Source organism: Rhodocaloribacter litoris (assembly GCF_011682235.2).
GTDB classification, from domain to species: domain Bacteria; phylum Bacteroidota; class Rhodothermia; order Rhodothermales; family ISCAR-4553; genus Rhodocaloribacter; species Rhodocaloribacter litoris.
On record NZ_CP076718.1, the window covers coordinates 3,082,528 to 3,107,831 of the forward strand.

Annotated in this window: 22 protein-coding genes and 1 pseudogene; 2 read left to right on the forward strand and 21 right to left on the reverse strand. The window is 67.1% G+C overall.

What is annotated here, in order from left to right:
• Window positions 1–11: 11 nt before the first annotated feature.
• From GQ464_RS12825 to GQ464_RS12895, 15 genes are all read right to left on the reverse strand, one after another.
• A complete protein-coding gene (locus tag GQ464_RS12825) occupies window positions 12–938 on the reverse strand; it encodes a patatin-like phospholipase family protein (protein ID WP_166976118.1) in 927 nt (308 codons plus the stop codon).
• Between the two features lie 41 nt (window positions 939–979).
• Window positions 980–2,329 (reverse strand): site-2 protease family protein, encoded by a 1,350-nt coding sequence (locus GQ464_RS12830; protein WP_166976121.1) that lies wholly within the window; start codon window positions 2,327–2,329, stop codon window positions 980–982.
• Between the two features lie 45 nt (window positions 2,330–2,374).
• The gene (locus GQ464_RS12835) at window positions 2,375–2,806 is read right to left on the reverse strand and encodes a universal stress protein (protein WP_166976124.1); all 432 of its coding nucleotides are present in this window, start codon (window positions 2,804–2,806) and stop codon (window positions 2,375–2,377) included.
• A gap of 494 nt (window positions 2,807–3,300) precedes the next feature.
• Entirely contained in the window at window positions 3,301–4,470 is a 1,170-nt protein-coding gene (locus GQ464_RS12840) for an NAD(P)/FAD-dependent oxidoreductase (protein WP_166976127.1), read from the reverse strand.
• The gene (locus GQ464_RS12845) at window positions 4,467–4,892 is read right to left on the reverse strand and encodes a hypothetical protein (RefSeq protein WP_228350272.1); all 426 of its coding nucleotides are present in this window, start codon (window positions 4,890–4,892) and stop codon (window positions 4,467–4,469) included. Before GQ464_RS12845 ends, GQ464_RS12840 begins: the two co-directional genes overlap by 4 nt.
• Before the next feature lie 30 nt (window positions 4,893–4,922).
• Complete coding sequence (locus tag GQ464_RS12850) at window positions 4,923–7,058, reverse strand: copper-translocating P-type ATPase (RefSeq protein ID WP_423816154.1); 2,136 nt, start codon at window positions 7,056–7,058, stop codon at window positions 4,923–4,925.
• Window positions 7,055–7,711, reverse strand: a complete 657-nt coding sequence (locus GQ464_RS12855) for a hypothetical protein (RefSeq protein ID WP_166976133.1) — start codon at window positions 7,709–7,711, stop codon at window positions 7,055–7,057. Before GQ464_RS12855 ends, GQ464_RS12850 begins: the two co-directional genes overlap by 4 nt.
• A 3-nt stretch (window positions 7,712–7,714) precedes the next feature.
• Window positions 7,715–8,428 carry a methyltransferase family protein gene (locus GQ464_RS12860; protein ID WP_166976136.1) on the reverse strand — a complete coding sequence of 238 codons (714 nt, stop codon included), beginning with the start codon at window positions 8,426–8,428 and terminating at the stop codon, window positions 7,715–7,717.
• A 391-nt stretch (window positions 8,429–8,819) separates the two neighbouring features.
• Window positions 8,820–9,296 carry a YybH family protein gene (locus GQ464_RS12865; RefSeq protein WP_166976139.1) on the reverse strand — a complete coding sequence of 159 codons (477 nt, stop codon included), beginning with the start codon at window positions 9,294–9,296 and terminating at the stop codon, window positions 8,820–8,822.
• Window positions 9,297–9,338: 42 nt separating this feature from the next.
• The gene (locus GQ464_RS12870) at window positions 9,339–10,424 is read right to left on the reverse strand and encodes a DUF2231 domain-containing protein (protein WP_166976143.1); all 1,086 of its coding nucleotides are present in this window, start codon (window positions 10,422–10,424) and stop codon (window positions 9,339–9,341) included.
• Between the two features lie 44 nt (window positions 10,425–10,468).
• Window positions 10,469–10,924: a DUF411 domain-containing protein gene (locus GQ464_RS12875; protein WP_166976146.1), complete on the reverse strand. Its 456-nt coding sequence runs from the start codon at window positions 10,922–10,924 to the stop codon at window positions 10,469–10,471.
• Between the two features lie 35 nt (window positions 10,925–10,959).
• A complete protein-coding gene (locus GQ464_RS12880; protein ID WP_166976149.1) occupies window positions 10,960–11,190 on the reverse strand; it encodes an SHOCT domain-containing protein in 231 nt (76 codons plus the stop codon).
• 41 nt (window positions 11,191–11,231) lie between these two features.
• A complete protein-coding gene (locus GQ464_RS12885; RefSeq protein WP_228350274.1) occupies window positions 11,232–11,414 on the reverse strand; it encodes an SHOCT domain-containing protein in 183 nt (60 codons plus the stop codon).
• A 112-nt stretch (window positions 11,415–11,526) separates the two neighbouring features.
• The gene (locus GQ464_RS12890; RefSeq protein ID WP_228350275.1) at window positions 11,527–12,297 is read right to left on the reverse strand and encodes a Spy/CpxP family protein refolding chaperone; all 771 of its coding nucleotides are present in this window, start codon (window positions 12,295–12,297) and stop codon (window positions 11,527–11,529) included.
• Between the two features lie 25 nt (window positions 12,298–12,322).
• Window positions 12,323–12,469, reverse strand: a complete 147-nt coding sequence (locus GQ464_RS12895; protein ID WP_166976155.1) for a hypothetical protein — start codon at window positions 12,467–12,469, stop codon at window positions 12,323–12,325.
• Window positions 12,470–12,664: 195 nt separating this feature from the next.
• On the opposite strand from GQ464_RS12895, the gene GQ464_RS12900 reads away from it, so the two are divergent.
• Window positions 12,665–13,357, forward strand: a complete 693-nt coding sequence (locus GQ464_RS12900) for a response regulator transcription factor (protein WP_166976158.1) — start codon at window positions 12,665–12,667, stop codon at window positions 13,355–13,357.
• An 80-nt stretch (window positions 13,358–13,437) separates the two neighbouring features.
• A complete protein-coding gene (locus tag GQ464_RS12905; RefSeq protein WP_166976161.1) occupies window positions 13,438–14,886 on the forward strand; it encodes a sensor histidine kinase in 1,449 nt (482 codons plus the stop codon).
• A 6-nt stretch (window positions 14,887–14,892) separates the two neighbouring features.
• On the opposite strand, the gene GQ464_RS19050 is transcribed toward GQ464_RS12905, so the two are convergent.
• The 6 genes and pseudogenes from GQ464_RS19050 to GQ464_RS12935 form a co-directional block, all read right to left on the reverse strand.
• Window positions 14,893–15,099, reverse strand: coding sequence for a hypothetical protein (locus GQ464_RS19050; protein ID WP_228350790.1), 207 nt, complete (start codon window positions 15,097–15,099; stop codon window positions 14,893–14,895).
• A 56-nt stretch (window positions 15,100–15,155) separates the two neighbouring features.
• Window positions 15,156–15,548: pseudogene (locus tag GQ464_RS19100) on the reverse strand (class I SAM-dependent methyltransferase); the annotation flags it as partial.
• 431 nt (window positions 15,549–15,979) lie between these two features.
• On the reverse strand, window positions 15,980–17,221 hold the full coding sequence (locus GQ464_RS12920; RefSeq protein ID WP_228350276.1) for a mannosylglycerate synthase domain-containing protein: 1,242 nt from the start codon (window positions 17,219–17,221) through the stop codon (window positions 15,980–15,982).
• Between the two features lie 140 nt (window positions 17,222–17,361).
• Window positions 17,362–22,311, reverse strand: a complete 4,950-nt coding sequence (locus GQ464_RS12925) for a C25 family cysteine peptidase (RefSeq protein ID WP_166976164.1) — start codon at window positions 22,309–22,311, stop codon at window positions 17,362–17,364.
• A gap of 99 nt (window positions 22,312–22,410) precedes the next feature.
• Window positions 22,411–23,931, reverse strand: coding sequence for a polysaccharide biosynthesis protein (locus GQ464_RS12930; RefSeq protein ID WP_166976167.1), 1,521 nt, complete (start codon window positions 23,929–23,931; stop codon window positions 22,411–22,413).
• 121 nt (window positions 23,932–24,052) lie between these two features.
• Entirely contained in the window at window positions 24,053–25,291 is a 1,239-nt protein-coding gene (locus tag GQ464_RS12935; protein ID WP_166976170.1) for a glycosyltransferase family 4 protein, read from the reverse strand.
• Between the last annotated feature and the right edge of the window lie 13 nt (window positions 25,292–25,304).

The window sequence follows — 25,304 nt, forward strand, 5'->3', positions numbered from 1 at the left end:
CAAAGGGGCTGTCAGTGGGCGGCGACGGAGGGGGGGGAGGGGGTTGTCCCCGGCCGGGGAGGAGGGCCATGGGGGGCCTGTAGTAACCGGGCCAAGACCTGCCGGTGTTGCCGCACCACACGCCACCCGGCAGCCACACATTCGCGCCTGGCCTCGAAGTCGAAGGTGTCGATGGTGTGGCGGAAAGGAGGGCGCAACACGAGGTCGGCCAGGCCCAGGCGCGCGTCAGCATGACGCAGGTGGCAGATCTCCATGGCCCGCAGCAGGGCCTGGTATCCGTTGTGGACCTCGGCCGGGGTCAGGGCCTGGCCGGGATCCACCGCGATGACCACGGGGTTGCCGAAGCCCCTCGCCACATCCACGGGGGCGATGTCGGCATAGGCTCCGTCGGCCAGCAGCCGGTTCCCGCGTCGCAACGGGGGGAGCACGCCGGCGAGGGCGCTGCTGGCGTAGAGGGCCTCCTCGGCCCGCCCGGAGTATATCACATACCGCTGGCCCGAACGCAGGTCGGTGGTCGATACGGCCACGGGCAGGCGGGTCTCTTCCAGGAGCCGCCCCTGCGTCAGCTCATGCAACAGATGGCGACCGGCCGAAAGGGCATACCGGCCGGGGCCCCAGTCCCGCACCATGTCATACACCACCTGGGCCCGGGCGAACCACGCCCGTAGCTTGCGCCCGGTGGCCGCCGTATCAGCCGCGGGGAGCGGTTTGGGGAAGGTGCTGGTGTCCATGCTCAGAAGGGCCTGGTACCAGTCGGGGCGCAGGGCATAGGTAACCCCGACGACCGCCCCCATCGAAACGCCCACGAGGGCCGCGGGGCGATACCCCAGGGCCTCGAGGGCCCGCAAGACCCCGATGTGGGCGAACCCGCGGGCTCCCCCCCCGGCCAGGACCAGGGTGAAGGGGCGCAGGCGTTCTGAAGTTGAGGAGGAGGACATCGCCGGGAACCGGTTTGTGCGTGCAGCGCGTGGTCGCTGGGTCAGGTGTACGGGCAGTGAATCCCCAGGGAGGCGTAAAGGGCATGGGGTACGGGCAGCAGGATCAACAGCAACAGGACGAAGGCCGCAGCTCCCAGCACCATGCGCCCGTGGGGCACGCGGGTGAGGTCGTTGCGGGCCGGGGCATCTTCGGTGCCAGCCAGGAAAAAGATCAACAGGGCCCAGAACAGCAGGCCACTCCAGACAAACAGGCCCAACAGGACGAGGGCGACGAGCGAGACGACGCCAACCGTCCGGGCCGTCCGGTGCCCGAGCAGGGCATGGACCATATGGCCGCCGTCGAGCTGGCCCACCGGGATCAGGTTGAGCGCCGTGACGAGCAGGCCCAGCCAGCCCGCAAAAGCCACGGGGTGCAAGATCAAGCGGTGCCCTTCGAGGACGGCCTCACCCAGGGCGGCCTTTGCCAGGAAGGCCAGCAAGATCGAGGAGCCTACGTCGGCCCCGCCCATGAACATCGACGGGCCCGCCCCGTCGGGCACCAGGGTTGAATACCGGAGGCCGATGAGCAAGGCGGGGAGGGCGATGACCAGCCCTGCCAGCGGTCCGGCCACGGCTACATCGAACAGCGCACGACGGTGCGGTGCCAGCGACTTCATCTGGATAAAGGCGCCGAAGGTACCCAGGCCAAAGGGTACGGGGATGAAGTAGGGCAACGAAACGTGCATTCCGTAACGGCGGGCCGTGAGGTAATGCCCCATTTCGTGGGCCCCCAGGATGAACAGCAGGGCCAGGGCATAGGGGAGGCCGGCGCCCAGTTGCCCGGGATCCCTTATCAGGTTGATGCCTTGATGCGCTGCTCCGGCCCAGGTGGTGGTGGCCAGTGTGGCGAGGAACAGCAACCCGTTCAGCCAGGCGTGCTGCCTGCGTGGCGCCGGGGCCGGGAGGGCTTCGGAGGGAGCCAGCACCAGCACCGGCTGGCCGTTCTCGCTTTCCTGTAGCAATGGGACCAGCGTACTGTCGGCGAAACGCCGCTGGAGCGCCTCATAAGCAGCCTCCGGCTTCAACGACAGGGGGCCCTCGAAAAAGTAGAAGCCGCCCTTCTGATAGCTCTTGCTGGGGTACAGGATGTCGATGACCTGGAGCATCAGCGCTTCCGGAACGTCCGCGGGGGGCTGCTCCGCCGGAGGAGCAGCCACGTCTTCCGCTACCCCTGGCTGGCGTGCCAGGACGTAATACATCCCGGCGAAGCACAGCAACAGGAGCAGCAACAGCAGCCACGGAGAAAGCACGAGGTGCCCGGTCAGGACGACCACCAGTAGCAGGATCGGCAGCAGGCAAAGGACGATGACCAGCAGCGTCTGCCTGAAGGTGTGGGTAGTAGGGGCGGACATCGTTCTCAAGAGGATGGGGGGCAAGGCAAGCCGAAACCACGTTGGTCAGGCACGGGCCTCCTCACGTACGATGGTGACCGGGCAAGGCGCCGTCCGTGCCAGCTGTTGGGAAAGACTGCGCCCCAGGAGGCGCCTCAGCGCGGAGTGATTACGGCTTCCCGTGACGATCAGGTCGACCTGTTGGTCGGTGGCGTAGCGGAGGAGCGCCTGCACGGGGGACACCCCGCGCGAGACGGCAAATTGAATCTCCAGTTCCTCGGTGGAGACCGGGGTGCTGGCTCGCAGGGTCTCCAGGAACACCTCGTCTGGGAGCTCGGCTTCCGGGGGGACGTTATCCGGGTCACCCGGCTGAAGGGCCCCGTAGACGATGTGGATGCGGGCACCGTGCTGCCGGGCACAGGCGAGGGCGAAAGAGAGGGGGGCATCGGATGCGTCGGCGAGATCCCGCGCGACGAGGATGTTGCGGACCGGTACCATGGCAGGGCCTCCAGGATTACGTGAAGAAAACTGCTATCGGTTGCCAACCTAGGGCTGGCTTCCTGAAAAGACCCTTAAAGCCCCCTTAAAACCTGTTAAGGCGGTATCGGCCGGGGGCTTATCGGGCCCCCTGGATCTCTGCAAACCCGATCCCTTCGCGTGGCGCGTCGGAGCAGGCAGGCAAAAAGGAGCACTTCCGCGGGTACTTTCAGGGGGGAATGCAGGCCGGTGGTGAGGGGATCGCGGCGATCAACGAACCGGGTGCGGGGCAAGCCGGATTGCAGGATGGGGGAGGGATGTGCACGGCGCTACGATGGCACGCCAGGGGGCTTGCACACGAGAGGCCTCACAGATGTGGCTTCTTGCCGCCAGGGAAGGCGGTACGGGGAGGTTTCACGAGGACCAACCGCCGGCACTCCCGGGGCTAAAGGCGGGTAAAGCAGCCTCTCCTTGGTCGATGGTTAGGTTGCCGGGAGGAGCTGATGGGGGTATGCTCAGGAGGCGCCCTTCGAGTGCCTTTCTACGCAGCGTTCCATACCGCGGGTGTCGACCTGCCTGCCGTGGGTACACCACAGGCAGGCACAGGCCTCCTCCTGGCAGGCCTCTTCGCGCAGGCGAGGATGAATGTGTCGCCGGGCGAGGTCGTAGAGCCTGTGCTTGAGGGGAGAGGGCTGGTAATGCTCGTGCAATTTGGTAATCACATCCAGCCCCGTCAGACGCCGGAGGACCCACTCGTAGCCGTAATTGCCGAGCTGGTTATACAGCATGCGGTTGACGAGCGAAGTTTCGAGCCGGGGGAGCAGGTGCGTACGGCACAGGTCATTGTAATCCAGCTCCTGCACGATAGCACGGGCAGCCAGGGTGCCGGAGAGCAGAGCATAGCGTAGCCCGAAGCCCCAGAGGGCATCCTGGAAGCCGGCCCGCTCGCCTACCAGGTACATGCGGTGGTTCCGAACCCAGGGGGGGCTTATCCTGAAGTTGACATAACCGCCGAATGGTCGGGGATTTTTTACGTCGAGATCGACCACGTCCAGGATCGTTTGGAGGGTTTGGTCGAAGTAATGCGTGGCCTGCTCGAAGTGGTCGAAGAGACAGGTGGCCAGGGTAGCCCGGCCTGCATGGATGAGCAGGTAGGCGTATCCGCGCGGCGCCAGGTGGTCTCCCAGAAAACCAAAGCAGGCATCAGGATGTGAGGTTTCGAAGAGCAGGCCCCGGGCAATCGCATCCGGCGCACGGGGGCCGGTAGCCACGATGACCTTGGCCGCGCGGGCCGTGTCAACCTTTTCTCCGAACCGGATCTCGGCGCCGGCCTGAAGGGCTTGCTCCTTGAGCCCCTGATCGAGCGATGCCGGTGCAGGACCCCGCTGCACGAGATAGAAGAGGGGGCGCCGCGTCCGTAGGGGATAAGCCTGGCCCGAGGGGGCGTAGAAAGTACCCGACGAAAAGGGGACACACCTGAAGGTGGTTTCGATCCCCAGGGCCGCCAGGACGTCCCGCACATCCTCTTCCGTAGACCAGTTCTCTAGCCCCTGGAAGTCTCCGTGAAACCGAGACCCGACCTCTTGTGCCTGCTCGAAGACGACGGGGTGCCATCCTGCACGCGCCAGGTACAGCGCCGCTGCCAGCCCGGCGGGTCCTGCGCCGATGATATGAACCTCTTTCATGCGCTTGGGGCTTGCTCAACGGCTGGCAGCGCAGGGGGGTGCGGGGGAGGTTGCTCGAGCCTCTCGGGAAAAGGGTCCCGAAGGCGCTCTACCTGCCGGATGATCGAAAGGAGTTGTTCTTGCAGGCCGTCGAGGCGTGCGTACACGTGCAGGAGCGTTCGCCAGGTGTCCTTCGGGGCGCCCTCCTGCCCGATCAGGGAGCGGCCCCGCCGGGCGACCTGCCGGGTGTGGTGATACAGCAGGAGGAGGTCGCGGTGCAGGGTGGCGTAGGGCCCGTTCACGCACTTCGGGGCGATGGCCTCCGCAAAAGCAGGCGCATGATCCCGTGGAGGAACGGGGGGGGCGGGATCCAGCCGGGGCGTTCCCCGGGCTCCGAGGAGGGAGTCGGACACGCACCAGGGGGCGTGGGCGGTACGATTCATGGCCGATACCTCAACAGGGAAAGGAGAGACTCAGCGTTCGATCTTCAGGAACCGGGCATTGATCGAGACGATCACGGTGCTGGCCGACATGAAGACGGCGGCGACGGCCGGGCCCAGCAGCAGGCCGAGCTGGTACAGCACCCCGGCGGCCAGCGGGATGGCCACGATGTTGTAACCGGCCGCCCACCACAGATTCTGGATCATCTTCCGGTAGGTGGCACGCGAGAGCCTTAACACCGCCAGCACATCCTTCGGATTGCTGCGAACCAGGATGATGTCGGCGGTCTCGATGGCCACGTCCGTACCGGCCCCCACGGCGATGCCCACGTCGGCCTGGGCCAGTGCGGGCGCATCGTTGACCCCGTCCCCGGTCATGGCGACGGTCAACCCACGGGCCTGCACTTCCTTGACCTTCTCGGCTTTCTGGTGGGGAAGCACCTCGGCGAAGTACTCATCCAGCCCGATCTGTTGGCTGACCCAGGCGGCCACCTTGCGGTTGTCGCCGGTGAGCATCATCGTCCGGATCCCCATGCGCTTGAGGGCGGCGATGGCCTCGCGAGACTCGGGGCGGATGACGTCGGCCAGCGCGAGGGCGCCGACCAGCCGCCCGTCGATCAGGACGAAGACGACGGTCTTGCCCTGCTCCGAGAGTTCCTCATACCGCGGGTCGTCGAACGCGATGCCGTGTTCTTTCAGGTAGCCGGGGCTGACGATCTTGACCTCCCGCCCCTCGACGGTGCCTTCGGCTCCCTTGCCGGGGATGGCGTTGAAGTTTTCGACGGCCGGCGGGCGCTCGACCGCCGCCGCGATGGCCTGGGCGATGGGGTGCTCCGAATGGGCCTCTACCGCGGCGGCGTACCGGAGCAGTTCGTCTTCCGTCAGCGCCTGGTCGAAGAGGAGGGTGTCGGTGATGCCGAACCGGCCCTCGGTGAGTGTGCCGGTTTTGTCGAAGATGATCGCCTGCAGGTTCCGCGCTGCCTCGAAGGCGGAACGGTCGCGGATGAGGAGCCCGTTCTGTGCCGAGAGCGCCGTCGAGACGGCCACCACCAGCGGCACGGCCAGCCCGAGGGCGTGCGGACAGGCGATCACCATCACCGTCACCATGCGTTCGAGGGCGAAGTCGAAGGGCTGGTCCATCAGGACGATCCAGACGAAGAGCGTGAGGGCCCCGCCCCCGAGCGCGACGAACGTCAACCACCGGGCGGCTCGGTTGGCCAGGTCCTGCGTCTTCGACTTCGACTCCTGGGCCTGCCGTACCAGGTCGATCACCTGGGCGAGGAAGCTCTCCGACCCGGTCTTCTGTACCTCCAGGATAAGGGACCCTTCCCCGTTGATGGCCCCGCCGATCACCACGTCGCCTTCCTTTTTGTTCACCGGCACCGATTCGCCCGTGAGCATGGCCTCATTCACGGCGCTCTGCCCCTGGACCACCACCCCGTCGGCCGGGATCTTTTCGCCGGGCCGGACGAGGACCCGGTCCCCCGCCTGGAGCTGATCGAGGGGCACGTCCACCACGCTGCCGTCGGGTTGCACCCGGTGGGCCTCGCTGGGCATGAGGCGGGCCAGTTCATCCAGCGCCCGGGAAGCGCCCAGCACCGACTTCATCTCGATCCAGTGCCCCAGCAGCATCACGTCGATCAGCGTGGCCAGCTCCCAGAAGAAGATCTTGCCGGCCAGCCCGAAGACCACGGCGCTGCTGTAGACGTAGGCCGTGGTGATGGCGACAGAGATGAGGGTCATCATCCCCGGCTGGCGTTTTCGGAGTTCGGAGAAGAGCCCATTCAGGAACGGCCAGCCGCCGTAGAAGAAGACCACCGAGGAAAGCGCCCAGAGCACATAGCGGTCGCCCGGAAAGCGCAGCGCCTCTTCGATGCCCAGGAAACCCTGGATCATGGGCGAAAGGGCCAGGATGGGGAGCGTAAGCAGGAGCGAGATCCAGAACCGCTTACGGAAGTCTTCCACCATCATGGCGTGATGGTCGTGTCCATGGGCACCGTGCCCGTGGGCGCCATCGTCGTGTCCATGGTCGCCGTGCCCGTGGGCGCCGTGGTTGTGTCTATGGGCGCCGTGTCCATGGTCGCCGTGCCCGTGGGCGCCGTGGTCGTGTTCGGGGGCCTTCGCAGGGGCATCATGGTCCCCGTCGTGGGAAGCGTGGGTAGGGTTCATGGCTGGTTCTCGTGTGCGTTCGAGGCGTTGGTGTTTTCGGTCGGGGTCTGAGGGTGGCGCAGGGCTTTCTGTAAGGTAACCAGGAAGCCGAACGCCGGGTCTTTGAACTGTGCGTGATGGAGCACGTCCCAGTATTGGTCGAGGTAGGCTTGCAGGAAATGGATGACGTGGCCCAGAGGGAGGACCCGTACCCCGGCCTGGGGGACGGCCTCGGGGCGGGAGGCAAAGACCAGGAGCCGCACCCGGTGTCCGTGTGGACCGGTAGCCGTGCCGTCTCGACGTACCCGGCGCACCAGCGCGGGGGCTTCTTCGGGGGCACAACACCCGAAGCGCACCAGCGCCGTCTCCAGGACGGCCGGGTCGGTCGTGGCTTCATTGAGCCGGGCGCGTCCCTCCTTCACTTCGCCGATCAGCATGTCGGGCACGTCTGCCGGCACGTCGAGCCGTGGGTCCGGCTGGAAAGAGGCGGGAGCCGTCTCCGGGAGCCCGGCCACCAGGCGACCGGCGTTGGGGAACCGGAAGGCCAGGACGTCGAGGTCGGTCACGGCTCGGTACCCCCCATGCCGTGAGGCTTCCAGCACCGGGTACTCGCATACGGTGAAGTAGCCGTTGACATGTAGATAGGCACGGACCAGCGCAACGGCGTTATCCATGGCTCACCTCACGGGGTTCAAGTCGGTGCTGGAAAGTACGGGTTCTGCTGTGGTCTCGCCCGGGTTCTCATAACGCACGCCGCGGCGCGGGATGAAGCGGGGGATCTGGGCGGCGTAGGCGTCGTAGGCCGCCCCGAAGCGCGCGCGTACCTCGTGCTCCTCGATCCGTGCCAGGCGGGCATACATCCACACCAGTACGGGAAACATGGCCAGCGTCAGGAGGGTGGGCCACTGCACCAGGAAGCCCAGCAGCACCGCCACGAACCCGACGTACTGGGGGTGGCGCACGTGGGCATAGGGGCCGGTCGTGGCCAGGCGCTGCTCGCGGTGGGCCCGGTAGAGCACGCGCCAGGCGCTCATGATGAGGATGACTCCACCGGCGATGAGCAGGTTGCTCAGCACGTGTAACGCGTTGAAATGCGCCGCCAGCGAGTTGCCCTCCCCGATCCCGAAGAGGGTCTGCCAGAGGTGGCCGGTATCGTGGGCAAAGAGGTTCAGGTTCGGATACCGGCTGGTGAGCCACCCCGAGAGCAGGTAGATGGTCAGCGGGAAGCCGTACATCTCCGTGAAGAGCGCCACGATAAAGGCCGCAAAGGCCCCGAAGGTGCGCCAGTCCCGCCAGTGCTTCGGGCGCGTAAAGCTGAAGGCGAAGACGATGAAGACCAGCGACATCACGATCGCCATCGTCCAGTAGCCGTAGTCATAGGGACCGTTCATGGTTCCGTTTGCCGGATCGGGGATTCAGGGCGTGGTACGGGGCCTTGGCAGCCCCTTGCGTATGGGGTACAAGATGCGGGGAGCAACCTGAAACGAGCCTTAAGAGGGGCTTAACTCCTTTTAAGGTTTTCGCGATGCGTCGTGAAGCGGATCCTGACTCCCCGGCAGGGCACAACGCCGAACCAGAACACAGACGGCCCTGCCGAGAAACAGGGCCGTCTGGCGTACGCACCTGGTGGGGGAGGTAGAAACCCGGTGCGTCTTACGATGAGTGGGGGGGGCAACTCCTACGCAACCCACTCACGTATCAGTATACCTGAAGCGGAGGAGAATCACACCTTAAATTGTTTTCAGGATCAGGGCTACCTCCTGGGGCCGGTGGCCAAAGAGGTTATCTGCACCGGCGGCTGAGGTGAGAGTGGACGATCTTCCAGCCTCCCTCTTCGCGGGCCAGCACCGTCGTGAAGACCCCCTGGCTTTCTACCGGGCGGTCTTCATGGCGAGCCTTCAGGACATATCGGCCCGTGGCGACGGCCAGGTCTTGGCCCGCACGGATCCGAACGTCTTCGTGACGGAAGTCGAGATCGTCGAGGGCTTCGAGCTCGGGGCCCAGATGATGATCCCGGTAGGCGGCCCAGGAGCTATCCACCCCGCCCTGTTCGAAGATATACACGGCTTCGCCGGAGGACCAGAGGGCGTCGAGGGTGGCCAGGTCGCCTTCACGGATGGCCTGTGCCTGTTGTTCGAGGAGGGCTTCGAGTTCGGCCGGGGAGGGGGCTTCCTGTGCCGGAGGTTCAGGCTGTGCGCAGGCCGACAACAACAGGAGAACCAGCACAGCGAGGGGAGCGCGTAAACGGAGTCGGGTCATGATCGGATCGGGTTGGTGGGTGGGTAAAAGGGACTGGGAGCGTCAATGGGTCTGGGGGCGCAGGGCCTGCACGCCGAGACGGTGCAGCACCAGGGGGCCGGTGCCTTCGACGAAGAGCCCTACCGGCCCCGGGGCCGGCGTCGAGCCGTGTCCGTGGGTGGCCATCTCGTCCCGTGCGTAGCCCCGGAAGTGGGTGCCGTCGCTGACGACTTTCAGGACGAGTGGCCCGTCCGCCGGGGCCGGAGCAGCGTCGAACGTTTCGGCGGTCCCTTCCTGCATGCGTCCCTGGAGGAGGCGGCCGTCGGCGACCTCGAGGAAGTCGTAGTTGCGGGCATCCTGCAGGTGATGTACCAGGCGGAAACGGCCCTTGAAGGCGCGGAGGTCCAGCGAGGCTTCGGCCTGGAGGCTCCCCAGGGGGCGGTCCAGGACGAAGAGGACGGGACGGCCCGTGCCCTGCAGGACCAGGCCGCTGTCTGACACCACAGGGACGAGGTTGGCAGGGGATCCCAGCAGGAAGCGAAACGTCTCGGTGAGGACGCGGGGAGCCCCCGGGCCGGGTTGCCAGGTCCAGGAGCCGTCGGGCTGCACCTCCACACGGGCCACGGTGTCGGCGGGAGCAGCCGGAGCCGGTTCTTCTATGTTCTCCTCCGCCTGCTCCACGTCCGGTTGCACCCCGACGCCATAGGCATAAACGAGCCGGGCTCCATGATCACCGGTCTCCACCACCAGGTAATACCCGGCGGTGCCCGCCAGAAAGAGCAGGAGGGGGATCCAGCGGGGTACCCGGTACTTTCCTTTGACCTCGAACCACAGGGCGAGCAGGCGTACCCCTGCGTACAGGCCGAAGAACCACAGCGTACGCTCGGCCCAGTCGGCGTGGTCGGTGACGTGCGGGATGATCTGGGCGGGCAGATCCAGCCCATCGGCGGCTGCCCTGCCGGTGTAAAAGGCCACGGCCAGGGCCAGCGCACCCAGGGTGTAGAGGCTAACAGCGACCTTGCGAACGCCGGGACGCCCGGGAGGGACGAGCGAGAGCAGGTCGAAGAGGGCAGCCGTAGCCAACAGGGCTATAGGGAAATGGACGATGAGCGGGTGCACATTGGGCGCCCATTCGGGAAGAGAGAACATCGTACGTTGCGGTGGTCTGGGGGAAAAATAGAGGAGGGTGCCCTTTACGGCGTGGCATAGACGTACCGGGTACCGCGCCGGTCGAAGGCGAGCACCTGGTAGGGCTGCGGGGGCCGGCCCGGCGTCTCCATGCCGGGGGAGCCGATGGGCATACCGGGCACAGCCAGGCCGGTGATGTCGGGTTGCTCGGCCAGCATCCGTTGCACCAGGCCGGCGGGTACATGGCCCTCCACCACGTATCCGTTCACCACGGCGGTGTGGCAGGAAGCCAGCGTGGCCGGCACACCGAGGCGTCTTTTCATGCCCGAGACGTCGGGCATGTCGGTGGTTCGCACCCGGAAACCACGGGCTTCGAGGTGACGGACCCAGGCCGTGCAACACCCGCACGTGGGGCTCTTATACACCGTGACGGTCGGGGTATCGCTCGGCTGGCATCCGGCCAGCAGCACGACAGCCAGTACGAGGAGCACGGCGGGGAAAAAGCGTAAACGAGAGGACATGGGGTTGTTCATGGCGTTAGGGTACCGTGCCGCCTTCAGGAGAGGTCCCGTTCGAGGTGGGCTTTCCGCTCCGCATAGTCCTCGGAGCTGATTTCTCCGGTAGCATACCGGCGCCTGAGAATCTCCATCGGCGACGTCTCGCGTCGGCCCCGGGCCTCAGGGGAGGACCAGCGTGAGAAGAGATAGACCAGGATCAGGGTGCAGGCGATCAGGAATACCCACCACCCCCAGTGCATCCCGCCGATCCATTCGTGTGTGTCGTACATGGCCGGTACCCGGTACGTGGTTTAGGGAACGAAAAGGAGACTCAAGGCTGCTTCAACTGTGCTTTGCGCTGTTCGTACTCCCGCGTGGAAATCTCACCGCGCGCATAGCGCCGTTGTAGTTCCTCCAGCGCCGACGGGCTCCGGGACCGGGTGGGAGGCTCCGGCCAGAGGCGGAGCAAGACCACCACGATAACGATCAGTAAGAGCGCCCAGAAAAGCATCATGCCACCCCACATGCCAGATTCCTCCGAGGACAGGGGCCCGCCCGCAACCCGGGTCGGCCCCCTCCTCCTTCATCGATGAGAATAAGCCCGCAGGTTCGCATGCGGTGCGAAGCTACGGCCGCTGGTTCTTTGGATGCTTGCCGCCCTGCATCATGCCGCCTTGCATCATGCCGCCCTGCATCATGCCGCCTTGCATCATGCCGCCCTGCATCATGCCGCCTTGCATCATGCCACCGTGCATCATGCCACCGTGCATCATCTGCATCATCTGCATCATGGTGATATTTTCCATCATGTAACGATGCCACTGCATGGGGGAGATGGCGGCCAGTTTGGAACGCTGCTCATCCGTGAGCACTTTTTTCATCTGGAGGGCGGTTTCATACGCGAGGGCCTGTAGCCGGGCATGGTGCCGGGCGATGGCCTCCAGGCGGGCCTGCACCTGGTCCGGTGCGGCCTCTCCTTCCGAGATGACTTTCTGAAGTTGCTCTTGCGCCGCCTTCATCTGTTGCATGAGTTCCTGGCGTTTGGCCTGAAAGGCCTGGGCGTGTTGTTTAAGCTCCGCAACCTGGGCGTCGGTAAGGGCCAGCGGCTCCTGCAGGGTGGGCAGCAGATGTACCAGCAGGGCGGCACGTTGCAAGGGGTTGCTCATCATCTGCTGCATCCGCTGATGCATCATCTGCATCATACCGTTCTGCATCATACCGTTCTGCATCATGCCGCCCTGCATCATGCCACGGGTCGTATCGGTCTGGGCAGCCTGCCCATGTTGATGTTGGTGCTGGGCGATTGCCGGCAGCGCCGGGGCGAAGAGCATCAGGGTAACGCCGAGCATCAGGCTCATGGTGAGGCCTGCAAGGGTTGTTTTGATCGTGTTCATCATATCACCTCAAAAGATTGATTACGGACTACGAAAGGGATTGCTCGTGCGCGCCCCGGGACCTCATCCGCCGGCGGTATTCACGCGCCGGTGGCTCCAGGTGCCGGTCCAGCAGAACCCAGCAGACCAGGAGGAACAGGACCCAGAAGGTCATCACGAGCAAGAACCAGGACATTGCGAGAGAAAGCGTATAGGGGGGTCTGGCCCGGCAACGGGCACGATCTAGCTTGCCGTTTGCTGGTCACCAAGGTCGGGTGGGTTACCTTAAGACAGGCTGAAGGCGAGCTTAAACTTCTTTAAGGTCCGAAACTTTGTTCGTTTACGGGGTTGACCTGTTCGGGAGTTGACGCATGAACCCACCTCGAAGCCCATGTGGATCTTGTTAGTAGAAGATGAAACCCGCCTGGCCCACTCGCTGAAGACAGGGTTGGAAGAGGAAGGATACCACGTAGACCTGGCCGAAGACGGAATGGAAGGAGAAACCCTGGCGCTGGCCAACGCTTATGACCTGCTCATTGTGGACTGGCGCCTGCCCCGGCAGGATGGCAAGACGCTCGTGGAGCGGGTTCGAGCGGCCGGGCGTACGATGCCCATCCTGATGTTGACGGCCCTGGGGGACGTCGAACACCGGGTGGCCGGGCTGGATGCGGGGGCCGATGATTATCTGCCCAAACCCTTCAAGTTCGAAGAATTGCTGGCCCGGCTGCGGGCCTTGCTCCGGCGCCCACCCCTGGCCACCCAGGAGCACGTGCTGCGCCGGGGGCCGCTGGAAGTAGACACCCGGCGCCGGCAGGCCACGTTTCAGGGGACCCTCTTGAACCTCCGCCCCAAGGAATATGCGTTGCTGGAAGACTTCATGCGTCATCCCGACGAGGTGATCTCACGGACCGTCATGGCCGAGCGCGTCTGGGGAGATGCCTTTTATGTGACCGACAATGTGATCGACGTGACCATCTCCGGGTTACGACAGAAGCTGGCCGAAGCCCAGCCGGACCTCCCCGAGACCCAGGCTGTCCGAATCGAGACCGTGCGCGGCGTCGGGTATCGCCTGGTGGTCGGCTGATTGCACGGCCGGCGCGCGGAGGCCCCTCGGGGTCTTTCGCTCCGGCGGCGATCCCCTTTCAGAACCTGACGGTTGCCAACATGCTTGCCGGGCTGAACCTGCGTATCTCCACCCGCCTGACGCTGTGGTACGGGGTGACGATGCTCATCCTGCTGAGCCTCTTTGCGTTTTTCTGTTACCTCTACTTCCACAACTCGCTGCACCGCGACTTCGACCGTCACCTCGACCACGAGAAGCGTGAGCTGTTGCCGTTCCTCCGGCTCGACGGGGAGCTTCCGGCTTTTGCCGCGCTGGACGAGCTTCGTTCGGTGGCCTACGAGACCGACGGGATCTACGGGACCTACGTGCGCCTCCTGGATCCGGCGGGGGAAGTGCTCTACCAGAGCCCAAATTTCGAGGGGCACAGCCCCCTGCCGGTGCAACTTCCGGCACGCCGGGAGGCGGATCCGTTGAGCCGGGTGTGGGCCGGCCGGCCGGCCCGGTCCTGTTATACGCCGCTCTTCGGAGACGACGGTCGGCTGAAAGGGTGGCTGGAGGTGACCGGGTTCGAATGGTCGTTGCACCAGGAGCTCTATCGCCTGCGTCTGGCCATGCTCATCGGGATTGTGCTGAGCGTGCTGCTGGCCATCGGAGGCGGTTACCTCCTCGCACGGCGTGCCCTCCGGCCGGTGGCCGCCCTGACCGAGGCCGCCAACGAGATCCGGGCCACGGACCTGAGTGCCCGTCTCCCCACCAGCTTTGGGGTGCGGGATGAGCTGACCGACCTGGCCGAGACGTTCAACCAGATGATCGAACGCCTGCAGGCCTCCTTCGATCGGGAGCGACGCTTCACCGATAACGCCGCACACGAACTGCTGACGCCCCTGACCACGACCCACAACAGCATTGAAATCACGCTTCGAAGGTCACGGGAGCCTGCTGCCTACGAGGAGACGCTCCGCCGCCTGCTGCTCGATGTGGAAGAGATGACCGAGACAGTGCAGGGACTGCTGCAACTGGCGCGTATCGACCGGCTACAAGAGCTGCCCCGCGAACCCGTTGTGTTGAGTGACGTGGTCCGGGAGCACGTGCGCCGCTTTACTGCCCGCGCCGAAGGGGCCGGCCTGTGCCTGTACCAGCGGATCACCCCGGGCCTCACGGTGCGGGCAGAGAAGCACCGGCTGGGAGAAGTGGTAGACAACCTGCTCGACAATGCGATCAAATACACGCCGGCCGGTGGGGAAATAACCGTGACGCTGGACGCCCGGGACGAGGAGGTGCTCCTGGCGGTGGAAGATACCGGCATCGGCTTCGAGGCCGGGCAGGAGCCGCACCTGTTCGACCGGTTCTACCGGGCTGATATTCCGGAGGTGCAGGCCCGACATGGCAGCGGGCTGGGCCTGTCGATCGTCCGGGCCATCGTGACGCTCTACGGGGGGACGGTGACGGCCTGGAGTGCCGGGCCGGGGCGGGGGAGCCGCTTCGAGGTGCGCCTGCCTCGCCATCTCGACGCCGCGTCACGGGGCCGAAGAGCCTCCGCGGCCGGATAGGCCGGGTCAAGGCCGTTCGAGGGAAGCGGGCTTTCGGGCGATGAGGTGGCGCACCAGCCCTCCCGGGGCGAGGTCGGTGACGCGCTCCAGCTCCCAGCCGGCCTGCCGCACATTCTCGACGGTACGGCGGGCGATGTGCACCCCGGTGAGGCGGTGAAGGGGGGGATCGAGCCGATCCATCCACCGGCCGACCCGGTCGGAGCGTACCCGCATATGTTCGAGCAGGTGGAGCCGCCCCCCGGCCGGCTCACGCGGAGGGCCTCACGAAGCCCCTGGACCGGGTCGGGTACGGAGCAGAAAACGAAGGTGGCCACCACCTCGTCGAACGTATGGTCGGGAAAAGCCAGCGCCTGGGCATCCATTTCCATAAGGACGATGGGACGATCCGGGTAGCGTGCGGCACGGCGCCGTGCGCGTTCCAGCATCCGGGGGGAAAGGTCGATGGCCGTGACCGTGATGCCCGGGGGGTAGTAGGGAATGTTTTTACCGGTGCCCACCCCCGGTTCGAGCACGTTGGGGCCCCGGACGTTGGCCCAGAGCCGGCGTCGCCATCGACGGAAGACCAGCTGCTCCAGGGGCAGTTCCAGCAGGTCGTAGCATCGCGCCACACGATCGTAAGCCCGTCGCGTGTGTGTCGTGGCTGTGTCCGTCAGGCTTGTCATGGCCCCGTACCGCTCGTTTTACAGCTATGGGCCCGGGAGGAGGTCGGAGCGCTCGCGCCCTCAAAGATTGGGCTTCTTCCGGGGCACCTCTGGCCGGCCATTCTTGCCGTCGGTAGGTAAGACGACGGGGCGTGTGCTGGCGGGCCGTTTCCCCGAAGGAAAGGGGGGGCGCGGGCGTCTGCGCAACCAGGGCGAGGTGACCGCCCAGAGCCAGAAGCCGCTCAGCACCGTAATCACCCCCAGCACGGACAGGGCCCGTAGCCCCCTTCGGGCAGGGCACGGCCTCCTAACGCCCCGGAGCCCGGACGGGTTCGTCCGGCCCGGTGATGGACGGTGCTATGCGTGCCCTGGCAAGGGGATCCGGAGAAAAGCGTTCCGTGCAGGTGTGCGACGCTGCGAAGACATGCCGCGTGCTTGTTTTGGCCGCCGTCCTATCCTGGCTGTTTCTCCCCGCTGCCGGCTTTTTTGCTCCGGGTCTTTGGGGCGGCCTGTCCGGGCCGGGTGGTGCGGCGGGGCCGGTGCCAGGAGCCGTCCAGGCCGGCCTGCAGCCGGTAGCGGTGGATCATCGCATGCAGGTAGCGCTGCGAATAGTCGTAGCCGCGCAGGGCCACCGTGGTCGCGTAGTGCAGCACCCGGGCGATCCACAGCTTGAAGAGCAACTCTTCCCAGTCGTCGTCGCCGAAGACGAAGTGGTCCAGCAGCACCGCATAGGTGTCCATCCAGGTTGTCTCGTCCATGAAGGCGAAGCGCGGGTATTGCCGGTTCTTCACCATCTCCTGGCGTACGGGCCGGGGGAAGCGTTCCAGGAGCTCCTCCTGGCGGGGCGTCCAGTGTTCGCCGAGCAGGCCCAGCGTGCCCTCCAGGTCGAAGCCGAGCTTTTCGGTGATGCCGTTCGGGACGACGTCGGGGTGTTCGACCCGGTGCAGGGCTTCTTTCGTGATGGCCTCGCCCCGGAGGTTTTGCAGGGCGGCAAAGCATTCCACCAGCATCGTGCGCAGGTCGGTCAGCTTGCCGTAGAGCTTGTGTGCCTTGCCCTGCGGCATGTACGTTTCGTAGGTCCGGAAGCCGTGCTGGACGCACGAGAAGGTGTAGAGGGTGTCGATGCCCCAGTCGCTCTGGGCCTGGACGCGCTCGTCCTGTACGAGGGCCTCGGCCACTTCCCGCGTGAAGAGCAACTCGCCGCCGAGGGGCTGTTCGATCCAGGAGAGCCCGGTGTGAGGCCACAGCAGCGCAAAGCCGGTGCGGGTGATCATCCACGTGATCATGGCATCGGTGCGGGCGCGGGGGAAGTAGTGGCGCACCACGGAGAAGCCGAAGTCGGCTGCCTCTTCGGCCTTGGTGATCCAGTCCGCCCCGAAGCTGGTGATGTCGGCATCGTAGAAATGGATGCGCTCGTCCTCACACGCTTCGAGGAAGTAGCGCAGGGCGGTGTTCATCCCGTCGCCCTTGCCCGAACGCCTGTTGCCGATGCGGTCCTGCAAAAGCAGCTCGACGCGCGTGCCGGTCTTCATGTGGACCTCCGGGGCCGCCGCCGCGACCGCCCGGTAGGTCGCCTCCTTCTCCACGCCGACGCACAGCACCTGCCGCACGCGGGGATGGGCCGCGGCCGTGTAGATGTTCCGGATGAGCACCTCGGGGTTTTCGACTTTGAAGGGGAAGCAAACCAGACTCATATCGGCTTCTCGTCTTGAGACTCACGACTTCGTGACGGAACGGGCTCCCGTGTTGCGATAAGTGTTTTCTGCACAATCGCTTGGGAAAAGGCCTCGTTTGCGGCCTCGCGCAAGAAGCATGCCGCCGGGGGCAACGTCTTTCAACGAATCACGACGACCTTTTCGACCCGGGCGGCTTCGTTGAGCAGGTCGCCGCCGTCGCGGGTGCGGGCGAAGACGCGGTAGAGGTAGACGCCGGTCGCCACGGGGTCGCCGTCGGCGTCGGTGCCGTCCCACCGCACCTTGTTCCACCCGATGCGCAGGCTGCCGCCCTCGAGCAGGGCCGGGTTCTCGATCAGGTCGAACTCGCGGAGGAGCCGGCCGGTGATCGTGTAGAGGCGGAGGCGGAAGTCTTCGATGCGTGCGGCATCGGGCCCGATGAGGCGAAAAGCGAAGACGGTGAAGTTGTTCATCGGGTTGGGGTACGGGTATACCGGTTCGATGCGCAGGTCGGTCGCCGTGCGGAAGTGCACCTGGTAGGGGCTGCCTTCGGCCTCGTTGCCCGAGCCGTCGCGGACGTGGACGACGAGCGTGTGGGTGGAGTCGCTGCCGCTGAAGTCGGGCTGGAAACGCAGGCGCAGCTCGTTGTCGTTGCGTTTGCCGGCGAGCCGGTCGAACGGGATGCGGCGGTCGTCGAGCGTCACGGTGACGACGGTGGTGTCGCCCTGAAGGGGGATGAACGGGTTGTCGTCGCGGACGGTGATCTCGATGGTCGGGCGGGCGGGCACGAACGGGAGGGCCGGATCCTGCAGGTTGACGACGGGGTCGGGATCGTGGGGGTAGGCGATGCCGTCGATGAGCACGTCGAACGAGGGGGGGGTGGCGTCCCGGCGGACGACGAAGGGGGTGCGCAGGAGGTTGTTGAAGACGGCCTGTTCGGGGCGTTCGGGCTGCCGGAGTACGAGCTGGAGCCGGTGGGTTCCGACCCGGCCGCGTGTCGGCAGGGTGAAGGTGGAGGAGGCGGCCTCGACCAGGTTGCGCAGGGTGTCGGTATGGACGCGGGTGGTCTCGTTGGCAGGGTCGATGACGAGGTAGTCGAGCAGGGCCGTTTCGGCGGGGGTTGCGCTCAGGTTGCGGGCCGTCACGCCGATCTCCAGGGGGGCGCCTTCGAGCAGGGTGTCGGCCGAGAGGGTGAGCGTGGCCGGGTCGAGGGCGAGCTCGGGCACGGCGTCGTAGCCGACGTACCAGCGGGTGAGCTGGGGGGTGGTCCGGGCGGTGGTGTCGGCCAGCGTGGCGCGCAGGCGGATGAAGGGATGGCGGCGGGCATCGAGGGCCGAAAGGTCCACCGTACCGGGGATCATCCGGTCGTCGATCAACACCTCGGCGCCGTCGGCCGAGAGCACGGCCACGCGGACCGTACCGCTCGTTCCGGTGTCGGCCGCCCAGCCGAGCGTGTGCCATGCCTGGGCCGGGCCGATGGGCGGGGAGAGGGTCGTACCCTCGCCGAACCGGAACGTGAGCTCGACGGCCTGCATGATCTCGTGCCGGCCGTCGTCCGGCGGGGCCACCCATTCGAGCGTGAAGGCCGGATCATCGACCCGGGAGATCATGATCCAGAGGTGCCGGTACGTGAGTGTGTCGATGGCCGTGCTGCCCAGGGCCCGGAAGACGGCTTTGACGCTGTCCGGGATGACGGTGACGCCGTCCCGGTTGCCCTTGTGTCGGGTGCGGGCGAGCACGTAGTCCCCCGGCCGGGCCAGGGCGGCCACGGCCTGGAGCTCGGCGAAGGCGGCGGCCGGGTCCTCGAAGTTGTTCGGATAGGTGGGCATCGAGCCGTGGCCCCGGACGGCGCCGGTGCCCCCGTCGAGCACGAGCAGGCCGAAGCCCAGCTGGTTGCGTTCGTAGAGCTCGCTGTTGACCACGAACTGCCCGTTGTACACCTCGGGGCCGCCGTCCCGGGAGCTGGCGGCGCTGACCTCCATCGCGTAGGTTTTGAACCGCCAGGCCGTGCCGGTGTGTTCGAGGAAGGGGCTCTGGGTGTTTTCCCGGAAGAGGGGGCCTTGCTGGAGCCATCCCGTCTGGCCCAGCGCGGTGTCCACGGTGAGGATCCCCGTCTTCCAGTTTTCGGCCTGATCGGGCTGGTCGATGCGGGCTCGCCAGTAATAGGTGGTGCCGTCGGTGAGGCCGTCCGGCTGCCAGGTGGCCGCCAGGCGGGCCGGCGGGGTACGATGTACGCGCAGGGCGGGCGTGTCGAACGTGGGGGCGACGTCGAGCTGGAAGAGGACGGGTTGCGGCATCGGGTCGGCCAGGCTCACGCGCAGCGTCGGGGAGGGGGTGGGCACCAGCCCGAAGGCACCCGGCTCGACGAGCGAGAGGCCGGTCGAGAACACCACCTGGGTGCGTTCGGCGACGTTGTTGGTTTCGTCTTCCTCGGCGTAGGCGTCCGGCGGGTCCAGCGTCGCGCGGAGGCGGTGCTCGCCGGGGCTGTCGGCATCGAGGGGGATCGTGAAGGCGGCGACGTGTTCGAGGCCGAAGGGGGGCAGCCGCTGCACGTGCCGGGTCGTGGCGCCGCCGGGCGCGGTGTGCAGCAGTTCGAGGTCCACGCTGTCGGCCGGGAGGAGGCCGTAGTTGCGGGCACGGACGGTGACGGTCAGCGCCGAGTCGGCCGGGATGGGAGCCTCGGGCGTGACGAGCAGGGCGGCCGGGGTGAGGGTGAAGTCGGGGCGGGTGGGCAGGGACAGGCGCGTGGCCGGGTCGCCGATGAGGCCGTACTGCAGCACATGCTTGACGGCGAGCGGGTCCCGGCGGGTGAGGCTGTACCGGCGCTTGGCTTCCTGGAGGGCGAGGCCGAGCGTGCGGAGCGTGTCCACGAAGACGCTGCGGTGGATCTCGTCGCTGAGCTGGGCCGAGGCCAGGATGGTGCCGCTGGAGGAGGCGCCCCAGTGGGCGATGCTGCCGTTGCGCGTCTCGAGGACGAGTTGCTCGCTGAAGCTGAGCAGGTCGCTACCGGCACCGGTGCCGGTGGCGAAGTCACCGGTGAAGCATCCGAGCGAGAGGACCACCGGGAGGCGGTCGGCATTGTCGAAGGTGCGGGGCGGGGCGGTGACGATCTCCCAGGTCTGCGCCGCCGAGTGACCGAAGTACGTCACCCAGGAGGCGCCGTTGCGGAAGGCCACCTGGAGCGAGTCCCGGAACGTGGGGTCGAGCGGCTCGCTTGCGTTCTTGAAGAAGTGGAGCGTGTCCAGGGCGGCGGGGGTGTGGTGGACCGTCCGGCTCCATTCGAGGGCGAAACTCTGGAGGGTGCTCTGTTCGAGGGCGCTGGTGCCGCCGACGAGGAACAGGGCCCGTTTTTGCCAGGCCGCCAGGGGCCGGCTCTCGTAGTGGGCGAGCTTTTCGACGAACAGGAAGCCGGTGTCGTTGTCGCGCAGGGGCAGGCGGCCGACGGCCAGCCGTTCGGTGTAGTCGTCGAGGCCGTCCTGCTGCATGGCGAACCAGCCGTCCGAGGCGGCGTGGCCGAAGGAGGGCACTTCCCAGCCCGGTCGGGGGCGGGTGCGGTTCGGGTAAAGGGCGTCCCCCCAGAGGACGAGGAAGCGGGGGGGCGTGGCCCACGCCTGTGTGGTGCGGACGAAACGGCGCAGGGCCAGGGGAGTCGGCCGGCCGTAGTCGAACTGGTCGAAGACGTCCTGCACATCGACGATCACGACGGTGTGGTTGCCGCCCTCCGGCCCGCTGCGGTAGGCGGCCAGGGCTTCCGCCGAGGCCCACAGGACCGGGGTCGTGACGATCACGTAGTCGGCTTCGCTGGCGGGGTTGGCCCAGTCGCTGGGCGTGTCCGGGTGCAGCCGGGCCGGGGTTCGGAAGCCCGTCGCTCCCACGGCCCAGTAGCGGGCCGCCCCCGGCGGGGCATCCTCCACCGTGACGCTCCCCCCGGCCGCCGTGCGTGCGAAGGCGGCACCGTGCGCGGGGGCGAACACCCATACGGGCCCGTCCGAGAACCCCGACAGCGTGAAACGGTAAGTCCCCCCTTCCGGCACGGCAAACGACAGGCGGTTCGCCGAAGCCGTCAGCGAGCGGGTGTAGACAACCTCGATCCAGTCCAGCAGCACCCGGTTGACGGGGGTGTTGTCGAAGTCGTTGGTGGAGGTGAGCCGGACGGCGAGGTTGCCGTCGGCGGGGAGGCGGTCCTGCGGGACGGACGCCGTGAGCGTGGCGAAGGCCGTTCCGCTCCAGGAGGCCGTGTCGACGGGGACGAACGTGGTCGTCGAGCCCTCACGCAGGCGCAGGCTGAGGATCACGCGGTGCGGTGTGCTGGTCTCGGCGTTGAGTTGCACGCGCACCCGGAGGGTGTCGGGGGTGCCGGGGGCGGGGGCGGTCAGGATGGCGTCGTACGTGCGGGTGATCGGGTTGCCCGAGGTGTGCGCGAACCGATCCCAGTAGTAGCCCTCGCCGCGGGTGTAGAGCGGGTTGCCCGTGGCAAAGGGGTCGCCGAAGAAGTAGAGCGCGTCTTCTTCGAGGTGCAGGGTGTCCCGGGCGGTGGTGCGTGCGAGCCCGCCCGTCGCCCCGGGTGTGGCGTAGCGCAGGCCGGGCGGTCCGTTCCAGGTCAGCCAGTAGTAGGTCGTGTCCGTGTAGAGGCTGAAGAAGGTGCTGCTCTGGAACGTGTCCTCGTAGTTGTAGGCCCATGCCTCGTCGTCGCCCCGGTTGCGGCGGCCCACGAAGGCCAGGAAGTCGCCGGGCTGCATGGTTCCGGCGGTGCCTTCGTAGTGGAGCGGCACCTCCCGGCCGTTCTCAAAGAGCCGAAACGTCGCCGGGTCGATGCCGGCCAGGGAAAGGCCTGCCGCTGCGAGGTCCTGTCCCGTCAACCGGTAGACCCCGTCTTCCACGACACCGACCTTGAGGTAGGGCCGGTCGGGATGGTACCAGGCGGGGTCGAAGGCGTCGGTCTGCGCCCGGGCGGCCGGGCCGGCGGCTGCCGCCAGCAACCAGAGCCCCGCATACCACAGGCCGCGTAGCACCGCACGGTGTGCGGTGCGGGCGGGTTCCCGATGGGCTGCGGGCCGGGGGAAGCGGCGGGCGCCCGCCGCGGGAGCATCCGGTGCGGGAGGCAGGATCATGGCGCGGTGGTGAAAGCGACCGGGGTGCCCGGTGATGCAGAGGGTATCGTCCCCGGCGGGTGCCGGTCAACTCCCGAACGTATTTTTGCCCCTGTGGGTTCAGCGAAGCGGCTCGTCGTGGGCGACGGGTTGCAGCGAATCCTGAAAGAGGGCCTTGCGCAGGACCTCGGTCTGGTTCTCTTCGGCCAGGTGCTGGAGATAGGCGAAGTAGGTGTCGAGTTCCGGGCGGCTGAACGGGGCCGGGCTGCGCAGGCCGATGATGCGGGGGTGCGGCGTCGGGACGGGGACCTCGTCGTCGGCGAAGAGCTGCTCGTGAAGCTTTTCGCCGGGGCGGATCCCCGTGAAGACGATGTCGATGGGACGGCCGGGGTTCGGGTTGAGCTGCCGGATCATGCGGCGGGCCAGGTCGACGATGCGGATCGGCTCGCCCATCTGCAGGGCAAAGACGGGGGCCTCGTCGAGCAGGAGGGTTTGCAGGATCAGGCAGGCCGCCTCCCGGGCCGTCATGAAGTAGCGGTCCATGTCCGGGTGGGTGACGGTCACCGGCCCCCCGGCGGCGATCTGTTCGGCGAAGCGGGGGGCGACGCTGCCCTGGCTGCCGAGCACGTTGCCGAAACGCACCGTCTTGCAGGTCATCGGCTTCCGGACGGTGCGCACGTACCATTCGGCCAGGCGTTTCGTGGCCCCCAGCACGCTGGACGGGGCAACGGCCTTGTCGGTCGAGATGAAGACGAACTGTTCCGTGCGGTAGGTCTCGCACAGCTGCACCAGGGCCAGCGTGGCCAGGGTGTTGTTGCGAAAGGCCTCGACGGGATGGCGTTCCATGAGGGGCACGTGCTTGTAGGCGGCGGCATGGAAGACGACGTCCGGGCGGAGCGAGGCGAAGAGGGTGCGCATCATCGGTTCGTCCCGCACGTCGGCGATGCGGAAGAGCAGGTCGCCCTCGAAAGGCTGCCCGCGCAGCGCGTTCTCGAGCTGGAAGAGGTTGTACTCGCTCACGTCGACGAGAACCAGCCGGAAGGGGCGCAGGGTGATCAGCTGGCGTACCAGTTCCGAGCCCACCGAGCCGCCGGCCCCGGTCACGAGCACGGTGCGGCCGGCGAGGTAGTCGCTCAGCGCCGTGCGGTCGATCTCGATTGACGGGCGGTCCAGCAGGGTCTCGTAGATCCGGGGGGGCGGGGCGGCCGGGTGGGGGGGGCGGGGGCGGTGGCCGCGCTCGGCGACGTAGCGCAGCACCGCCCGCAGGCCGAGCACGCCGATGATGGCGAACATGCAGTGGGCGGCCGTCACGCTGCGCGGCGGTATCTGGTCCGGATCGACGAGGTAGATCAGCGTCAGCGATGCCGCCCAGCCGATGAACAGGCCCGCGGCGGTCTTCAGAAAGGTATCCAGGTGCATCGCCCGCAGGGGGACGCGGTACAGCCCGCTCAACCCGAGGGCCGTCAGGTAGACGGGCAGGGTCAGCAGCAGCGTGGTCCGCCACGGCGGGGCGAGGGGGAAAAGATACCAGTCGTTCAGCCGTAGCTTGAGTGCGCCCACGAAGGCCAGGTAAAGCAGGGCCGCATCGGCCAGGAGGAACGCCAGGATGCCGGCGAGGCGACGGGAAGACGAGAAGGCCATAGACCGATGGCGCGGTTTCGGGTTTCGACGGTTCCGGCGACCGGCGCTTTGCGGGACACCGGGGACACCGGCAAGGTACGCCTTTGCGCTCAACCGATCCGTGCGCACGTTGTACGTGGAGTCATGGTCCGTGTTCGGGCGATTCCGGCGCGCGGTACGGGGAAGTCTGGACGGTGTGCGCGAGGAGGGTTTCGAACTGCCGGGCGAGCGCCGTGCGGTCGAACAGGTTGCGGGCGACCGTGCGGCCCCGGCGGCCCGCCTCGGCCAGGGCGGCGGGGTCGGCCAGGGCCGTCTCGATCGTTCGGGCGAGCGCGGCGGGGTCCGAGGGCGGGGCGTACCACCCGCACCCGTGTTCCTCGACGAGGCGCTTCGTCCAGCCCGGGTTGGTGACGATGACCGGTGTGGCGGCGCCCAGGCTGTCGCAGAGCTTGGCCGGAGCGTTGGCCGCGAGCACGGGCCGGTCCAGGAAAGATACGACGGAGAGGTCGGCCAGTCGAAACCAGCCGAGCATGCGGTGGCGGGGCTGGGGCGGCAGGTGGAGCAGGTGCCCGTGGCGCCGGGCGGCGGCCGCCACGTCGTCCGCGTGATAGCCGTGCCCGGTGAAGACGAAGCGCAGGTCGTCCCGGGGGGCGAGGCGGGCGGCGGCCTCCAGGAGTGCCGGCAGGTCGTTGGCCCGCCCGAAGGACCCGGCATAGAGGACCACGCGTCGTCCTTCGAGGCCGTGCGCGCGACGCAGCGCGGCAAGGTCTTCGTCCGTCCAGGCGTCGAGCAGGTCGAAGTCGGTGCCCTGGTGGATCGTGGTCACCCGGCCGGGCGGCACCCCGCAGGCGCGGACGTGCCCGGCCATGTCCGGGGAGAGGGTGACGACGTGGGCCGCCGCGTCGTACAGGCGGCGCTCCATCGCGTAGAGGCGTTGCCGCAGCCGGGGCGAGCGGATGGCCCCCATCTGCACGGGAAAGTCCGGCCAGAGGTCGCGTACCTCGAAGACCCAGGGGATGCCGCGCAGGCGGGCGACGGTAGCCGCCGCCCAGGCCGCCGTCAGCGGGGTCGAGGATCCCAGGATGACGTCGGGGCGCGGGATCGAGAGGCCCCGGACCACCGCCTTCGCCGCATACCGGGCGAAGGCGAGGGTGCGGCGCCCGGCCTCCATCGTGTTGTCGTAGGGCACGTCGAGCGCGTGCAGCACGACGCCCTCCGGCACCCAGTCGAACCGGTGGGAGAGGCGCCGGTCCTGCCACAGGCGTGTGGTGATGAGGGTGATCGTATGCCGCTGCGCCCATTCCCGGATGAAGGCGTAGTGCCGCCCGCCGAGCGGGCAGTCCGGGTTGTGGTAATACTGGAAGAAGACGGCGAGGTGCATGGGTGGCAGGCGC

What these genes read in the sequence shown, in the direction of transcription:
- GQ464_RS12890 (WP_228350275.1), bottom strand. Translation starts at nt 12,297, where the DNA reads ATGATGAACACGATCAAAACAACCCTTGCAGGCCTCACCATGAGCCTG.
- GQ464_RS12885 (WP_228350274.1), bottom strand. Translation starts at nt 11,414, where the DNA reads ATGATGCTTTTCTGGGCGCTCTTACTGATCGTTATCGTGGTGGTCTTG.
- GQ464_RS12895 (WP_166976155.1), bottom strand. Translation starts at nt 12,469, where the DNA reads ATGTCCTGGTTCTTGCTCGTGATGACCTTCTGGGTCCTGTTCCTCCTG.
- GQ464_RS12860 (WP_166976136.1), bottom strand. Translation starts at nt 8,428, where the DNA reads ATGAACGGTCCCTATGACTACGGCTACTGGACGATGGCGATCGTGATG.
- GQ464_RS12835 (WP_166976124.1), bottom strand. Translation starts at nt 2,806, where the DNA reads ATGGTACCGGTCCGCAACATCCTCGTCGCGCGGGATCTCGCCGACGCA.
- GQ464_RS12825 (WP_166976118.1), bottom strand. Translation starts at nt 938, where the DNA reads ATGTCCTCCTCCTCAACTTCAGAACGCCTGCGCCCCTTCACCCTGGTC.
- GQ464_RS12850 (WP_423816154.1), bottom strand. Translation starts at nt 7,058, where the DNA reads ATGAACCCTACCCACGCTTCCCACGACGGGGACCATGATGCCCCTGCG.
- GQ464_RS12870 (WP_166976143.1), bottom strand. Translation starts at nt 10,424, where the DNA reads ATGTTCTCTCTTCCCGAATGGGCGCCCAATGTGCACCCGCTCATCGTC.
- GQ464_RS12855 (WP_166976133.1), bottom strand. Translation starts at nt 7,711, where the DNA reads ATGGATAACGCCGTTGCGCTGGTCCGTGCCTATCTACATGTCAACGGC.
- GQ464_RS12900 (WP_166976158.1), top strand. Translation starts at nt 12,665, where the DNA reads ATGTGGATCTTGTTAGTAGAAGATGAAACCCGCCTGGCCCACTCGCTG.
- GQ464_RS12930 (WP_166976167.1), bottom strand. Translation starts at nt 23,931, where the DNA reads ATGGCCTTCTCGTCTTCCCGTCGCCTCGCCGGCATCCTGGCGTTCCTC.
- GQ464_RS19050 (WP_228350790.1), bottom strand. Translation starts at nt 15,099, where the DNA reads ATGCGGGTACGCTCCGACCGGGTCGGCCGGTGGATGGATCGGCTCGAT.
- GQ464_RS12935 (WP_166976170.1), bottom strand. Translation starts at nt 25,291, where the DNA reads ATGCACCTCGCCGTCTTCTTCCAGTATTACCACAACCCGGACTGCCCG.
- GQ464_RS12880 (WP_166976149.1), bottom strand. Translation starts at nt 11,190, where the DNA reads ATGTACGACACACACGAATGGATCGGCGGGATGCACTGGGGGTGGTGG.
- GQ464_RS12925 (WP_166976164.1), bottom strand. Translation starts at nt 22,311, where the DNA reads ATGATCCTGCCTCCCGCACCGGATGCTCCCGCGGCGGGCGCCCGCCGC.
- GQ464_RS12845 (WP_228350272.1), bottom strand. Translation starts at nt 4,892, where the DNA reads ATGAATCGTACCGCCCACGCCCCCTGGTGCGTGTCCGACTCCCTCCTC.
- GQ464_RS12865 (WP_166976139.1), bottom strand. Translation starts at nt 9,296, where the DNA reads ATGACCCGACTCCGTTTACGCGCTCCCCTCGCTGTGCTGGTTCTCCTG.
- GQ464_RS12875 (WP_166976146.1), bottom strand. Translation starts at nt 10,924, where the DNA reads ATGTCCTCTCGTTTACGCTTTTTCCCCGCCGTGCTCCTCGTACTGGCT.
- GQ464_RS12840 (WP_166976127.1), bottom strand. Translation starts at nt 4,470, where the DNA reads ATGAAAGAGGTTCATATCATCGGCGCAGGACCCGCCGGGCTGGCAGCG.
- GQ464_RS12905 (WP_166976161.1), top strand. Translation starts at nt 13,438, where the DNA reads ATGCTTGCCGGGCTGAACCTGCGTATCTCCACCCGCCTGACGCTGTGG.
- GQ464_RS12920 (WP_228350276.1), bottom strand. Translation starts at nt 17,221, where the DNA reads ATGAGTCTGGTTTGCTTCCCCTTCAAAGTCGAAAACCCCGAGGTGCTC.
- GQ464_RS12830 (WP_166976121.1), bottom strand. Translation starts at nt 2,329, where the DNA reads ATGTCCGCCCCTACTACCCACACCTTCAGGCAGACGCTGCTGGTCATC.